The sequence below is a fragment of the Sanguibacter sp. HDW7 genome, assembly GCF_011300875.1.
Taxonomy (GTDB): Bacteria; Actinomycetota; Actinomycetes; order Actinomycetales; family Cellulomonadaceae; genus Flavimobilis.
In genome coordinates, this window is record NZ_CP049862.1 from 2,571,941 (window position 1) to 2,586,754 (window position 14,814).

At 72.5% G+C, this 14,814-nt stretch carries 10 protein-coding genes, 1 tRNA gene and 1 pseudogene; 2 read left to right on the forward strand and 10 right to left on the reverse strand.

Annotation, left to right across the window (positions count from 1 at the left end; genetic code table 11):
- Positions 1–117: 117 nt before the first annotated feature.
- Entirely contained in the window at positions 118–2,424 is a 2,307-nt protein-coding gene (locus G7063_RS11665) for a glycosyltransferase (protein WP_166414541.1), read from the forward strand.
- Here G7063_RS11665 and G7063_RS11670 read toward each other — a convergent pair.
- The 9 genes from G7063_RS11670 to G7063_RS11710 form a co-directional block, all read right to left on the reverse strand.
- On the reverse strand, positions 2,411–3,814 hold the full coding sequence (locus tag G7063_RS11670) for a hypothetical protein (protein WP_166414542.1): 1,404 nt from the start codon (positions 3,812–3,814) through the stop codon (positions 2,411–2,413). The genes G7063_RS11665 and G7063_RS11670 overlap by 14 nt on opposite strands.
- Before the next feature lie 628 nt (positions 3,815–4,442).
- Positions 4,443–5,276, reverse strand: a complete 834-nt coding sequence (locus G7063_RS11675) for a CDP-alcohol phosphatidyltransferase family protein (protein ID WP_370520706.1) — start codon at positions 5,274–5,276, stop codon at positions 4,443–4,445.
- Complete coding sequence (locus G7063_RS11680; RefSeq protein WP_166414543.1) at positions 5,273–6,424, reverse strand: DUF1972 domain-containing protein; 1,152 nt, start codon at positions 6,422–6,424, stop codon at positions 5,273–5,275. Before G7063_RS11680 ends, G7063_RS11675 begins: the two co-directional genes overlap by 4 nt.
- A gap of 203 nt (positions 6,425–6,627) precedes the next feature.
- A complete protein-coding gene (gene pth / locus G7063_RS11685) occupies positions 6,628–7,227 on the reverse strand; it encodes an aminoacyl-tRNA hydrolase (protein WP_166414544.1) in 600 nt (199 codons plus the stop codon).
- Between the two features lie 141 nt (positions 7,228–7,368).
- Positions 7,369–7,950: a 50S ribosomal protein L25/general stress protein Ctc gene (locus G7063_RS11690; RefSeq protein WP_166414545.1), complete on the reverse strand. Its 582-nt coding sequence runs from the start codon at positions 7,948–7,950 to the stop codon at positions 7,369–7,371.
- Between the two features lie 266 nt (positions 7,951–8,216).
- Complete coding sequence (locus tag G7063_RS11695) at positions 8,217–8,837, reverse strand: SIMPL domain-containing protein (protein WP_166414546.1); 621 nt, start codon at positions 8,835–8,837, stop codon at positions 8,217–8,219.
- Position 8,838: 1 nt separating this feature from the next.
- Positions 8,839–9,822: a ribose-phosphate diphosphokinase gene (locus G7063_RS11700; RefSeq protein ID WP_166414547.1), complete on the reverse strand. Its 984-nt coding sequence runs from the start codon at positions 9,820–9,822 to the stop codon at positions 8,839–8,841.
- Entirely contained in the window at positions 9,819–11,429 is a 1,611-nt protein-coding gene (glmU, locus tag G7063_RS11705; protein WP_166414548.1) for a bifunctional UDP-N-acetylglucosamine diphosphorylase/glucosamine-1-phosphate N-acetyltransferase GlmU, read from the reverse strand. Before glmU ends, G7063_RS11700 begins: the two co-directional genes overlap by 4 nt.
- Before the next feature lie 92 nt (positions 11,430–11,521).
- Positions 11,522–11,593 (reverse strand) — tRNA-Gln (locus tag G7063_RS11710).
- A 138-nt stretch (positions 11,594–11,731) separates the two neighbouring features.
- Here G7063_RS11710 and G7063_RS11715 point away from each other — a divergent pair.
- Positions 11,732–12,328 (forward strand): annotated as a pseudogene (locus tag G7063_RS11715) (TetR family transcriptional regulator); the annotation flags it as partial.
- A gap of 441 nt (positions 12,329–12,769) precedes the next feature.
- Here G7063_RS11715 and G7063_RS11720 read toward each other — a convergent pair.
- Positions 12,770–14,668: a DUF4914 family protein gene (locus tag G7063_RS11720; RefSeq protein WP_240916061.1), complete on the reverse strand. Its 1,899-nt coding sequence runs from the start codon at positions 14,666–14,668 to the stop codon at positions 12,770–12,772.
- Positions 14,669–14,814: the final 146 nt, after the last annotated feature.

The following is a 14,814-nucleotide window of genomic DNA, read 5'->3' on the forward strand; positions in this document are numbered from 1 at the left end:
TGAGGCGAGGGCGACCCGTGTGCCGGACCGGGCGGGGGCTGGGTGAGATCACCCGCCCCCGTCGGCGGTGCTGCCTACGGTGGACATGACCGCTCCGTCACGTCCCGAGGACCTACCGTGCCGCACCTGCTCGTCGCCCACCCGTCCGCCGATCTGTACGGCAGCGACCTCCAGCTGCTCGAGACGGTCGTCGCCGCGCGCGAGGGCGGCTGGGACGTCACCGTGACGGTGCCAGGGCCCGGTCCGCTCACCGCCCGGCTCGAGGCCGCCGTCGCACGCGTCGTCACGGACGCGCGGACCCCGGTCCTGAGGAAGTCGGCGCTCACCCCGCTCGGCCTCGTCCGGCTCGGCGCGGTCGCGCTGCGCTCCGTCGTCACCGGGCACGCGGTGCTGCGACGGCTGCGGCCCGCGGTCGTCCTCGTCAACACGCTGACGATCCCGACGTGGCTCGTGGCCGCGCGCCTCGCGCGCATCCCCGCGGTGTGCCACGTCCACGAGGCCGAGGACTCGGTGTCCCGCGTCCTGCAGCGCGGGCTCGTCGCGCCGCTGCGCCTCGCGACGACGCTGCTCGTCAACTCGCGCGCATCCTCCGACGTCCTCACGGCGGTCGACGCCCGCCTGGCCCGGCACATCGTCGTCGTCCACAACGGCGTCCCCGACGCGGGGACGCCCGCGCCCCTGCGCGAGCGGCACGCGGGCGACCCCGCGCACCTCGCGCTCGTCGCACGGATCTCCCCCCGCAAGGGCGTCGACGTCGCGCTCGAGGCCGTCGCGCTGCTGCGGGCCGAGGGGCGCGACGTCACCCTCGACATCTGCGGCACCCCGTTCCCCGGCTACGAACCGTTCGAGGACGAGCTACAGGAGCGCGCCGCGCGACCCGACCTCGCGGGAGCCGTCCGGCTGCGGGGCTACGTCTCACCGACGCGGCCGGCGCTCGACGCGGCCGACGTCGTCCTGGTCCCCTCGCGCCAGGAGCCCTTCGGCAACACCGCCGTCGAGGCGCTCCTCGCGGGCCGCCCCCTCGTCGCGAGCGCCACCCAGGGGCTCACCGAGATCGTCACCCCCGGACGCACCGGCCTGCTCGTCGCCCCCGGCGACGCCCGCGACCTCGCTCAGGCCGTCGCATCGCTGCTCGACGACCCGCACCATGCGGCACGGCTCGCGCAGGCGGGCCGCACCGAGGCGGTCCGCCGTTTCGGCGTCGCCCGGTACCGGGCCGCCGTGCGCGACGTCCTCGACGGGCTCGTCGGCTCCCGGGACCGGGACGGACAGGTCGTGAGCGCGAGCTTCGGCACGCCGACCGCACCAGCCCCCGACGACGACCCGACGCCGACCGCCGACGTCATCGGGCTGCACGAGGTCGCCGCGCACCGCAGGGAAGCCCACGCGACGCTCACCGTCGTCATCCTCACCTTCCGGCGCGACCCCGAGCTCCGGAGGTCGCTCGCCGCGGTCCTCGCGCACCTCGACGGTCTGCCCGGACTCCGCGGCCGCACCGAGGTGCTCGTCATCGACAACGACCCGGACGGCGGCGCTGCGGCGACGGTCGTCGCCTGCGCCGAAGCCTCGCACGCGGAGGGGGGTCCGGAGGTCCGCTACGTCCACGAGCCGCAGCCCGGCATCGGCGCCGCACGCGCCCGCGCGCTCACGGAGGTGACGACCGACCTGCTCGCGTTCCTCGACGACGACGACATCCCCGGCGAGACCTGGCTCGCACCTCTCGTCACGACGTGGGCGGCGACGGGGGCGACGCTCGTCGCCGGCACGATCGTGCCGCAGTGGGACGTCCGCCCCGACGCCTGGATCGAGGCCGGCGGGTTCTTCCAGCGTCCCGTCCTCGCGACAGGGACGCCCCGGCGGAGCGCCCCGACCGGCAACCTCCTCGTCGACGTCGCGGCCGTGCGCGCGCTCGGCGTCGCGTTCCGGGCCGACCGCGGGCTGCGCGGGGGCGAGGACACGCTCTTCACGCGCCAGGTCACCGCGGCGGGCGGTGAGATCGTCGCGTGTGCCGAGTCCATCGTCGTCGACCGCGTCCAGCCCGAGCGCACCGAACGTCGCTGGCTCCTCGGCAGGACCCGCACCCACGCGTCGACCGCGGTCGAGGTCGAGCTCGAGCTCGCGCCCGGCCTCTGGGGACGGTCCCGCGTCCGTGCGGCGTCGGCTGCGCGCGGGGTGGCTGTCACCGCGCGAGGAGCGCTGCGGCTCCTCACCGCGCGGGGTGACGACGCGAGGGACGTCGGGGCACGCCGCGACCTCGCCCGAGGCCCCGGGCTCGTCGCCGGCGCGCTCGGCCTCCACCACGAGGCCTACCGCCGCGACACCGACCCCTCACGCACGACGGCGCCCGCCACGGACGGGTCCGTGGCGGGCGCCGTGAGCATCGCTGCTCGTCCCTCGTCGAGGGTGCGCGTCAGCCGTTCTTGAGGGCGAAGGCGCGGCCGTCCGTGAACGAGTTGCCGGTCGCCGTGATGACCGTCGTCTTCGGTCGGATGACCGCGCACGACGCGATGCGCTGGTTGGTGCCGAACGTGTTGTCGGTGATCCGCACACCCGCGAGCGGGCCGTAGCCCCGCGTGCCCTCGGTGATGTTGATTGTGCAGCCGCCGTGGTCGAGGAAGTTGTCCGCGATCGTGAGGTCGGCGACCGCACCGAGCGCCTGCGTCACCTGGACGGTGGCGTTGTTGGCCGAGCGCATCGTCGTGCCCGTGATCTTGATCCGCTTGCCGGACTGGATCTGCACGTTGTCCGCGTGCGACTCCTTGCCGCCGTGGTTCGGGTCGTTCGCGTAGTAGAGGTTGCCCTCGAAGACCGAGTCCTTGATCGTCACGTCGTCGCCCTTGATGGTCACCTGGTCGATGACGTTCGTGATCGTCACGCGCTCGAGCGTGAAGCCGGCACCGATGACGCCGTTCATCCACGAGGACTTGATCGTCGGGCGGAGCTCCGAGTCGATGACCTTGAGGCCCGTGTTGCCCTCGGTGTTCCACAGCAAGAAGTAGTTGGCGGTCGGAGCCGTCGCCGGGCCCACGAAGAGCGAGTTACGGATCGTCACGTTGTTGGCACGGATCTTCAGCTGGCCCGTGATGATCTTGTTCTCGATGACCGCACCGTTGGTCGACACCGTCATCGGGCCCGTGTAGGCGGTACGCGCCGGCGAGGCCGACTCGACCGTCGAGGGCGTGGTGGGCTTGGGAGCCGGCGTCGTCGGGGCCGGAGCAGGGGTCGTGGGGGCCTGCGTCGGCGTCGGCGTCGGACGGCGCTTCGCGGCGTCGAGCTCGTTCTTGGCCTTGGTGAGCGCCTTGGCGGTCTTCGCCTTGGCGCTCGTGGTCTTGGCCACCAGTGCCTTCGCGCGCGAGTAGGTCACCAGAGCCTTCGACTTCGCCTGCGTCGCACGGCGAGATGCGGCCGTCGCCGACTTCAGCGCCTTGGACGCACGGTTCATCGAGGCGCGGGACTCGTTGGCCCCGCCGACGCCGTGACGCGTCGCCGCCGCCTTCTTCGCGGCCGCGTACTTCTTCTTGGCGACCGAGTACTTCTTGGCGGCGGTCGCGCGCTTGGCGGACGCCTTCTTGGCAGCCTTCTTCGTCGAGGTGACCTTGGCGGCCGCCTTGGTCCGCGACGTCTTGGCGCGCGAGAGGTTCGCAGCCGCGCGCTCGTCAGCGGCGGTGGCGGTCCGGACCGCGGAGGCGGCCGTCGCGACGGACGTCGACGTCCCTGCGGCGGTCGCGGTCGCCACCGCGACCACTGGCACCGCGAGCACCGTCACCAGGAGGGCGGCGGCACCACGTCGGCGCAGCTGGGTAAAGCTCTTCACGTTCAATCTCATTCGCTCGGGGTCGTCGGCCCCACCACGTTCACGACGGCGGCAGACTCCGCGACGCATTCGCGGCGCGCTCGTCGTAGATATCGGTGGGTGCCTGGGCGAGATTGAGACTAGGAACGGAGAAAGCTGAAAATCTGTGACCCACGACCCCTTGTGACAGCGGTCTCCACGGCCGTCGTCGAAGGTCTTGCCGGGTGAGGAAAATCGTGCATAAGCGAACGCCTCGGCCACGACCCTGCCGCGACCTGCAGAGATCACCCGAGGCTCACCCCTGACCTCACCCCGCTCTCGATACCACCCACCCCGAGACTCACCCAGCTCGTCCGATCGTGAGGTACGCCACAGCGAGGGTGAAATCCCCTGGGTGAGACGACATGCCTCACAGTACGGACAGTCCGCGGGGGGTCGGAGATCCCGGCCAGGACGGGCCGTTCGGCAGCACGACGCGGCATCACGGTGCGGCATCACGGGGTGGCATCACGGTTCGGCAGCACGACGCGGCAGCACGGCACGACGGCACGACGGCACGACGCGGCAGCACGGCGCGCCTCACAGGGGCACAGCACGACGCGTCGTGACCCCACGGGTCACGACGCGTCGGTCGACGGGCCCAGCCTGCTCAGCCCTGCGGCACCCCGAGCGCACGCACGTCACGGCGCCACTTCACGCACGCCGCGGCGGTGAAGAGCGCGGTCGCCGCGACGATCGCGGTGTAGGCCGCAAGGAACCAGGTCATCGCGCCGAGGAGGACGAACGCGAGGCAGAGCACGCCGTAGTCGGTCGGGATGACGACAAGCGCGCGCAGGTCCGGGCCGCCTGTGCCCACGTGGGCCTGGGAGCGCACGCCCGCAGCGCGACGCAGCTGCTCGGTGAGAATCATCGCGAAGAAGAGGACAGCGCCCACGACCGCGTGGGCGAGCGGCACGAGCAGCCAGCCGTCATCGACCATGTCCGACCGGAAGAGACCGACGAGCAGCGCGAGCGGGAGCGCCGAGATCTTCGTCGCGTCGACGACGTGGTCGAGCCACTCCCCTGCAGCACTCCCCGTGCCCGTGAGACGCGCGACCTGGCCGTCGGCCGAGTCGAACGCATAGCCGAGGACGAGGCACACGCACACCGCGATGCCCAGGAGCCACGACGGGCTGCCGAGAGCGAGCAGGCCGACACCCGTGAACGTCAGGAGGGCGCTGATGCCCGTCACCTGGTCGGGACTCAGCCCGACGCTCGCCGCCCACGCCGCGAGCACGCGGCCGATCCGGCGGTTGACGTACCGCGAGTACGCAGGAGCGGAGCGCGCCGCACCCTTCTGCGCCGCCCCGAGCGCGCGGTACGCGTCACGGAAGCCGAGGCGAACGCGCACGGGTGCCGCGGGCCCCGCCGGAACAGGGCCGTCCGTCGCAGGCCCGTCGGCGGCCACGGGCCCTCCCGAGGGCGACACGTCGTGGGCGCTCACGGCGCACCCTGCGCCCACTGCGGCGCCGCGAGACGTCGCGCACGCTGCGGCCCCGGCGCCCGTCGCTCCGCGAGGCACCGCGCAAGCTCTTCATAGCTCGAGGCCACGTCGTCCCAGTCGTAGTCGCGTGCCCGGTCGGCGAGCGCGAGCCCGCGCGCCGCGATGCCAGCAGCATCGGCCTCGGACTGCTCGAGGAGCTGCGCGAGCGACGCAGCGTCGCCGAAGAACCGGCCGTCGCCGCGCAGCACCTCGCGGTTGAACACGACGTCGTACGCGAGCGTCGCCGTGCCGGCACCGATCGCGCGCAGCAGGGAGGGGTTCGTCCCGCCGACCGAGTGCCCGTGGACGTAGGTCGTCGCGCCCGCGTAGAGCGCGTCGAGCAGCTCCGCGTCCCACACGCCGCCGAGGAAGCGCACGCGCGGGTCGTCGGCGGCGGCCTCCGTGACGCGGCGGGTGTACGTGTCGTCGTACGGCGCAGACCCGACGACGACGAGCGGGCGCCGGGCGCCCGAGCGCACATAGCCCTCGACCGCGAGGTCGACGTGGTTCTCCGGCTCGAAGCGCGCGACGACGAGGTGGAAGCCGTCGGCCGCGAGCCCGACGTCGGCGAGCCGCGCAAGGTTCGGCTCGACCCGCGGCGCGCCGTACGCCACGAGGTGGGTCTGCGCACCGAACTCGTCGCGGTAGTAGTCCGCGATGCCCTGGGCGTCAGCGATGAGCGCGTCCGACCACCGCACCGCGACCTGCTCGGCCCAGCGGTAGTAGCGCCGTCCGGTGCCCGACCACTTGGCGCGCCGCCACTCGAGGCCGTCGACGTGCGTCGCGACGGGGATCCTGCGCGCCCGCAGCACCGGGAGGAACGGCGCGTTGGCAGCGTTGAACACGAACGCGACGTCCGTGCGCCGCGCGACGAGGTGCGCCGCGGACAGGCCCGTGTGGCTGAGGGTCTCAAGGCTGCGTCGACGCAGCGCGGGCAGGTGGACCAGGTCCATGCCCCCGAACGTGCCGAGGTCGCCGTCCTCACCGCCGTTGCCCCGGCGGCAGTAGACGCGGACCGCGTGACCGCGGTCGGCGAGCCGTGAGCCGATCTCCTCGACAGCGGTCTCGAAGCCGCCGTACCGCGCGGGCGCTCCGCGCGTCCCGACCATGGCGATGCTCAGTCCTGCATGCTCGCGCCCCACGTCCCGACCCCCCGGGTGCTCCGGTGCCGCACGCGGCACGGGGCCCGCAGGTGCGGGCCTGACTCCAGCATGCTGCGAGCCCGCGCGGGCCACGACCCGGGACGGGCGACGTCACCCGAGGTCCACCCCGGCTACGGCTCCGCTCACCCTCGGGACGTGCGGCGTCATGGTCAGGCGGGCGCGTGGAACTTTCCCTGGGCCGCGAGCAGCCCCTGCGTCACGAGCATCTCGACCGCGTCGGCCGCCGTGTCGAGCAGGAACGGCAGCTCCTTGCGCTCGGTCGTGCCGAAATCCTTGAGGACGTAGTCAGCAGTGTCCATGCGGCCCGGGGGGCGACCGACGCCGACGCGCACGCGCAGGTAGTCCTTCGTGCCGAACGCGCGCGAGATGTCGCGCAGCCCGTTGTGACCGCCCTCGCCGCCGCCGAGCTTGAGCCGCACGTCGCCGAACGGGATGTCGAGCTCGTCGTGGACGACGACGAGCCGCTCCGGGGGCACGTCGAAGTAGCCGGCGAGAGCCTTGACCGGCCCGCCGGACGTGTTCATGTACGACTGCGTCTTCGCGAGCACGACGCGCGGGCCGGGCACGCCGCCCGGGCCGAGACCGAGGCGCGCCTCAGCCGTCACGGTCTGCGTACGGTGCGTCGCGAACCGCACACCGCACCGGGCGGCGAGCTCGTCGAGCACCATCTGCCCGGCGTTGTGACGGTTGCCTGCGTACTTCGGGCCGGGGTTGCCGAGCCCGACGACGCACCAGGGTCCGTCGGTCATGGGGTCCTCCTCGGGCGCTCGAGCGCCTGCTCGGATGAGATGTCGTGGTGGGTCCGGCCCTGCGAGGGCGCACGGGCCGGACGGCGAACGCCCGGCACCCCGAGGGGCGCCGGGCGTTCAGGCACGGTGTGGCGACGAGGCTCAGGCCTCGACGGCCTCCTCGGCGGAGTCGGACGACTCGGCGCCACGCACCTCGGAGATGATGACGATGTCGGTGTCACCCTCGGTGACGAGCGACGCGCCCTCACCGAGGACGAGGTCCTTGCCGTAGACGACGGTGCCCGCGGCGAGGCCCGTGATGTCGACCTCGATCGAGTCGGGGAGGTTCGTGGCCTCGGCCTCGACCTGGACCGAGAGCTGCTCGACGACGTGCATCGTGGCGGGCACGGGCGCGCCGACGACGACGACGGGAACCTCGACGACGACCTTCTCGCCCTTCTTCACGAGGAGGAGGTCGATGTGCTCGATCTCGCGGCGGACCGGCTCGACCTGGACGTCGCGGACGATCGCGAGCTTGACGTCGCCCTCGACGTCGATCTCGAAGAGCGCGTTCTTGTGGCGGACGAGCGCGAGGTAGGTCTCGTGCGTCGGGAGCGACACGTGGAGCGGGTCCGAGCCGTGCCCATAGAGGACGGCGGGGATGCGACCCTCGCGGCGGGTGCGGCGGGCCGCACCCTTGCCGAAGTCGGTGCGGAGGACGGCGGAGAGCTTGACGTCAGACATGGGGGGCTCCAGCGGGAGTTCGGGAGACCGGGAACGGTAGCGGGACCCGGTGGGCGGTGCCTCGGCGCGGGGCGCATGACGGACGCGCGCGAGCGGACCGCCCAGTCGATCACGGATCGTCAGGTGGGGGCGGATCTCCCACCCTCCAGGGCACGCGCTGAGCGGCCCGTCAGACATCCCTCGCCGAGGCAACCTGCCTAGGATACACGACACCGGCGGCCCCAGGAGGGGCCGCCGGTGTGCGCAGGGTCTCAGGACGGGGCTTCTCAGGCCCACGCCCACGTCGTCGTCACGTACGCCGTGATCTCCTCGGTGCCGCCGTCGACGGGCATCGACGAGTCCGCCGCGGCGACCTTGAGCATGCGAGCCACGGGGGTGCCCCGGTCGGGCGACTCCGTGAGCTCGATCAGCTCGCCGAGCTCGCGGCCCGCGAGCTGCGCGAACTGCTCCGCGCGGTCACGGGCGTCCGCGAAGGCCGCGGCCCGCGCGTCGCGCGCCGCCTGCTGCGAGTCGCTCACCGCGACCTGGAGGCCGTGGAGCCGCGCCTGGTCGCCGGCCGCGGTGAGGGCCGCCGTGACGACGTCGCCCGCCCCGTCGACCGAACGCACGAGCGCCCGCAGGCCGAGCTGGGCGTGCGCGACCTCGGTGCGGGCCTCGCCCTCCCCCGTCTGCGACGTCCACGTCGAGGTCTGCGTCGTCCGCAGGTCGTCCGCGAGCACGCCCGCGTCGAGGAGCGCCGCACGCAGGGCGACGAGCGCCCGCTGCGCCGCGGCGAGCGCCTCGCCGACCGTCGCGCCCGAGGACTCGACCCCGAGCTCGCACCGGGTGACGTCCGGGCGCGCGACGGCGACGCCGCGACCCGCGGTCGTCACACCGGTGCGTGCCATGTCAGGCGTTCCCGTCGAAGAGGTTCGTCACGGAGCCGTCGTCGAAGACCTCGCGGATCGCACGCGCGAGCAGCGGCGCGATCGAGAGGACCGTGAGCTGCGGGAAACGCTTGTCCGCGGCGATCGGCAGGGTGTCGGTGACGACGACCTCGCGGGCGCCCGACTCCGAGAGCCGCTGCGCGGCCGGGTCGGAGAGCACGCCGTGGGTCGCCGCGACGATGACCTCCTTGGCACCGGCCTCGAGGACGACGCGCACCGCGCCGGCGATCGTGCCGCCCGTGTCGATGAGGTCGTCGACGAGGATGCAGCTCTTGCCCTCGACGTCACCGACGACGCGGTTGGCGACAGCCTGGTTGGGGCGCGACGTGTCACGCGTCTTGTGGACGAACGCGAGCGGCCCGCCGCCGAGCTTCGCGGCCCACTGCTCCGCGACACGGATGCGGCCCGCGTCCGGGGAGACGACCGTGACGTTCGAGATGTCGACGCGCGAGCGCACGTAGTCGATGAGGATCGGCTGCGCCCACAGGTGGTCGACAGGGCCGTCGAAGTAGCCCTGGATCTGCGACGTGTGGAGGTCGACGCTCATGAGGCGGTCGGCGCCGGCAGTCTTGAAGAGGTCTGCCATGAGGCGCGCCGAGATGGGCTCACGACCCTTGTGCTTCTTGTCCTGGCGCGCGTAGCCGTAGAACGGCAGGACCACGGTGATCGTCTTGGCCGAGGCGCGCTTGAGCGCGTCGACCATGATGAGGTGCTCCATGATCCACTGGTTGATCGGCGCCGTGTGCGACTGCAGCACGAAGACGTCCGCACCACGCACCGACTCGGCGTAGCGCACGTAGATCTCGCCGTTGGCGAAGTCGTACGCCGTCGTGTGCACCATCTCGATGCCGAGGGATGCCGCGACCTCTCGCGCGAGCTCAGGGTGGGCACGGCCCGAGACGAGGACGAGTCTCTTCTCGTCGGCGTGGGAGATGATCCCGGTCATCGTGCGCTGTCTCCTTCGGGTGCGGCGTCACCCGGGACTGACTGTCCCGGGAGCGTGGGGGTGGCGGCGCTCTCGGCCCGCTCACGCTCGGCGCGCGCCTGCGCGCCGAGGCCCTGCGGCACGGTGGCCGCGGCCGCGCGGGCCGCTGCCCGCGCCGAGTCCGTGCCCGGCCTGCGGCGCTCGACCCAGCCGTCGATCGTCCGCTGCGGTGCGTTCGAGACGGCCAGGGCGCCCGGCGGGACGTCCTCGAGGATGACGGCACCGGCGCCCGTGTAGGCGCCGTCGCCGACGGAGACGGGGGCGACGAACTTGTTGTTCGCGCCCGTGCGGGCGTACGAGCCGACCGCGGTGCGGTGCTTGTGGACGCCGTCGTAGTTGACGAAGATCGAGCCGGCACCGATGTTCGTTCCCTCGCCGATCGTCGCGTCACCGACGTACGTGAGGTGCGGAACCTTCGAACCCTCACCGATCTCGACGTTCTTCGTCTCGACGAACGTGCCGATCTTGCCGCGCACCCCGAGGTGCGTGCCCGGGCGCAGGTAGGCGAACGGGCCGACGCTCGCGCCGTCGGCGAGGACCGCGAGCGAGCCGTGCGTGCGCACGACCATGACGTTCTCGCCGACCTCGACGTCCGTGAGCGTCGTGTCCGGGCCGATCGTCGAGCCCGTACCAACGGTCGTCGCGCCGTGGAGCTGGGTGCCCGGGAGGATCGTCACGTCCTGCGCGAGCTCGACGTCGACGTCGATCCACGTCGTGCCCGGGTCGACGACCGTGACTCCCGCGAGCATGTGCCGGGTGAGCGTGCGGCGGTTGAGCTCCACGCCGAGCTGTGCGAGCTGCGCGCGGTCGTTGACGCCCTCGACCGTGAGGGCCGAGCGGGCCTGGACCGCGCCGACGACGCCGCCGTCGGCGCGCGCGATCGCGAGGACGTCGGTGAGGTAGACCTCGCCCTGCGCGTTGTCCTGGCCGAGTCGCCCGAGGGCGCCGCGGAGGACGGCCGCGTCGAAGACGTAGATCGAAGAGTTGATCTCGCGGATGCCGAGCTGCTCGTGCGACGCGTCGCGGTGCTCGACGATGCTCGCGACCCGGCCACGCTCGTCGCGGACGATGCGGCCGTAGCCCGTCGCGTCCGGGACGACCGCGGTGAGGACCGTCGCGGCGTGCCCGCCGGCGACGTGCTGGGCGTGGAGGTCCGCGAGCGTCTCGGTGTCGATGAGGGGGACGTCGCCCGCGACGACGACGACGGTGCCCTCGAGCCCGACGAGCGCGCCTGCGGCGACTCCGCCGGCCCCGGCCTCGGTCGCGTGCGCGGCCGCGTCGAGACGTTCGAGCGCGCACTGGACGGCACGTCCCGTGCCGGGCACGTCGTCCTGGTCCGCGACGACGACCTCGGGGACGCGCGCGAGAGCCTCCGCCGCGACCTCCTCACGGGCGTGGCGGACGACGACGACGAGGCGCTCGGGGTCGAGCCCCTGCGACGCGGCGAGGACGTGACCGAGGACTGTGCGCCCACCGATCGCGTGAAGCATCTTCGACGTCGCGGACCTCATGCGGGTCCCCTGGCCTGCGGCAAGGACAACGACGGCGGCGGGGCGTGCGGCGGTCACATGGACTCCGGTCGCTCGGGGGCGGGACAGACCTCAGGAGGTCCGGGAACGAGTCTACCGCCGTGTCCGGCGCCGACGTCCGGGACGTCCTGCTCCGCCCCCGGGACTCGAACCCAGACTGCACGGCTCCAAAGGCCGGCGTGCTGCCATTACACCAGGGCGGACCGGCGCACCGACGTGCGCCGCCCCCGATTCTGCCAGCCGACGGGTGGACACCCGACCACCGCGCCTGTCCCCGGCCGCGCGCGCACGGCATGATGGGGACCGTGTCCGCCGAGAACAAGAGGGCCCCACGTGCCCGCATGTCAGCCAAGGAGCGTCGCGAGCAGCTGCTCGCCGTGAGCCGCGAGCTCTTCGGCGCCAAGGGCTTCGACGGCACGAGCATCGAGGAGATCGCCGCCCGCGCACAGGTCTCCAAGCCCGTCGTCTACGAGCACTTCGGCGGCAAGGAGGGCATCTACGCGGTCGTCGTCGACCGGGAGGTCGAGGCCCTCACGAGCGCGCTCACGCGCGCCCTCGAGGCGGGCGGGCACCCGAAGATCCTCGTCGAGCGCACCGCGATGGCGCTCTTCGACTACATCGAGGCCAACGAGGACGGCTTCCGCGTGCTCGTGCGCGACTCGCCCGTCACGCAGTCCTCGGGCACGTTCTCGAGCCTCATCGGCGACGTCGCGATGCAGGTCGAGCACCTGCTCGGCGCGCAGTTCACCCGCCGCGGGCTCGACCCGCGCTACTCCCCCATCTATGCGCAGATGCTCGTCGGCATGGTGGCCCTCACGGGCCAGCACTGGCTCGACCAGCGCACCGCCTCGAAGGAGGAGGTCGCGGCGCACCTCGTCAACCTCGCGTGGAACGGGCTCGCGGGCATGGAGCGCGCGCCCGTCCTGCCGACGCGCACCGCCGTGGGCTCCGCGACCGCGGACGGGGCACTGCTCGGCCTCGCCGACGACACCCCAGGGGCAGAGGCGGCGAAGGCCGCCGCCCTCGACGCCAAGGAGCGCGCCCGCGCCGAGAAGGACGCCGCACGCGAGCAGGCCCGCCTCGACAAGGAGCGCGAGAAGGCCGAGAAGGATGCGGCGCGTGAGCGCGAGCGGGCGGAGAAGGAGGCGGCCCGCGAGGCCGCGCGCCTCGCGAAGGACTCCGCGCGCGCACGCTCGGCCGCCGACGAGCCCGGCACGTCGACCGCGACGCGCTGAGCCCCGGCACGACGGGCGCACCACGCTCCCACGCCGCTGCCACGCCGCGCCGAACCTGCAGCCCGACGGCACAGCGACCCGCGCACCACGACGGCGCCCGGCCCCTCGCAGGAGGGACCGGGCGCCGTCGTCATGCTCGAGCCGTCACGGCATCGGCGTGAGCTTCTCGTAGTCCTCGACCGTGCCGTCGCGCAGGCACGTCTCGATGATCTCGCGACCCAGCGGGTCGAGCTCGTCCGTGAGGTACTGCTTGAGCTCCTCCTTGAAGAACTCGACGAGGGTCTGCGCACCGGCGTCGTACGCCTCGAGGCCGACCTGCGACTGGTTCTGCGGCTGGAGGAACGTCGGGCGCACGAGCTGACCGTCGAGCTTCACCTCGGTCGGCGTGTAGCCGAACAGGGCGCAGCGGGCCGGCGTGAGGCGGTCCTTGGGGAACTTGCCGCCGCCACGACGCGCGAGGTACTCGCGGGTCAGCCACTCGGCCGCGAAGCCCACCTTGTACGCACCGATGTGCTGGTTGGGCGTGAGCACGTAGCGCGTGCGGTCCGCCGCGACGAGCTGGCGCAGCAGGAGGTTCGCCGCAGCGACCTTCGTGCCCGTCGAGAACGGCCAGTACGAGCCGACGCCCTCGGAGACGAGACCGCCGTGCTTGAGCTTCTTGACGTCGTCCTTCGACTCGCCGATCGACGGGTTCTTGTCGCCGCGCGGCGCGATGAGGCGCCACAGCCACGCGAGGGACGCGGGCACGACGTGCATCATGCCCATGACGCCGTACGACGGCTTCTCGCGCGTGCACGCCGGCATGCGCACGCCGAAGGTGCGCACGTCGATCGCCATGGGCTCGTCGACGACGTCCTTGATCATGTGGCGCGGGATGACGACGCGCGGGTTGGGGCAGCGCTTGCCGTTCGAGTCGAGCGAGTGCTCCCACGGGAGGATCGTCGCGCCGGGCGTGCCCTGGATCGAGAAGAACACGAGCGGGGCGTCGGGCTCGATGCAGGCGCGCTCGAAGTGCGGGTCGTCGCCGTAGTGCTGCATGCCGTCGACGCGGACGAACCAGCCGTCCTCGGCGTCGGCGACGACGAGCTGGCCGTCGACCGTCTGGATGTCCTTGTGGCACAGCGTCATGTCGTCCGTGACGGGCGCGAGCCGCGAGGCCTCGGAGAGGTTGATGAAGTACGGCTCGTCGGTGACGACGTTCGTGCCGAGAAGGATGCGACCGTCGTCCTGACGGCGGATGTCCTGGCACATCTCGGACTTGCCGCCGCCCGAGGCGCCCTCGTGCATGATGATCGTCTCGTTCTCGTACGGCGTCGTCACGCGCACCGACGAGGCGTGGGCGGTGATCCAGCCCTCCTGCTCACCGATGTCGAGCAGCGCCGAGAACACGCCCTTCTTCGCCGAAGGCCCCGGGTAGAGGTTGTACGCGTAGATCTCGTGCAGCGTCTCCGAGCGGTCGTGGACGACGACCTGGCGGCCCTTGTAGTGCGTGTGCCGGAACGGCGGCGCCGCGTAGAGGATCGAGCGGGGCGCGTAGGGCTCGAGCTCGTCGAGCGTCACGAAGCCCTGGAGGTCGACGAGCGCGGTCGCGAAGAACGCCGTGTTGGCGGGGACGATCGCGAGCGACGGCGAGCCGTACGTGAGGCCGCCCGCCTTGAACGGGACGACGATGAGGTCCTGGGTCGCGAGCCAGTCGAGCGTCTCCTGCTTGACGGGCGCGAACGGGGCGCCGTAGACGTCCTCGTAGCGCGGCTTGTCCGTCGGCCGGGGGTCCGCGATCCGCATGCAGTCGGGGTCCCGACGGCGCATGTAGTCCTCGGGGTAGTTGACGGCGATGCCGTTGCGACCTCGGACGATCTCGGCCTCGACGATCGTCGAGCCGTCGGGCAGCGGGTAGACGACGTCGAACCTGTCACCGCCGTCCGGACCGAGCGAGAGCTCGAAGAGCTCGGCGCGCGTCCGGGGGACGACGACGGACGGCGCGGCCTCGATCGCAGCCTTGACCGCCGGCGGCAGCGAGACCTTGGCGAGCAGTTCTTCCACGGGTTTCTCCTCACGTGTGCAAGCGCACGCGTGCCGCCGGGGGGCGACGTCGCGTACGAGCGGCCGGTGGTCGCCCCGGGACGGGCCTTGACCTGCCGTTGACTTCCACGTTAGCCGTGGCTCCCCGGCAGAATCGTGGGACCTTG

Excerpts from the sequence above, each read along its gene's own strand:
- pth (WP_166414544.1), bottom strand. The coding sequence starts at position 7,227 with ATGACCGACGGACCCTGGTGCGTCGTCGGGCTCGGCAACCCCGGCCCG.
- G7063_RS11680 (WP_166414543.1), bottom strand. The coding sequence starts at position 6,424 with ATGGTCGGGACGCGCGGAGCGCCCGCGCGGTACGGCGGCTTCGAGACC.
- G7063_RS11690 (WP_166414545.1), bottom strand. The coding sequence starts at position 7,950 with ATGTCTGACGTCAAGCTCTCCGCCGTCCTCCGCACCGACTTCGGCAAG.
- G7063_RS11700 (WP_166414547.1), bottom strand. The coding sequence starts at position 9,822 with ATGACCGGGATCATCTCCCACGCCGACGAGAAGAGACTCGTCCTCGTC.
- G7063_RS11695 (WP_166414546.1), bottom strand. The coding sequence starts at position 8,837 with ATGGCACGCACCGGTGTGACGACCGCGGGTCGCGGCGTCGCCGTCGCG.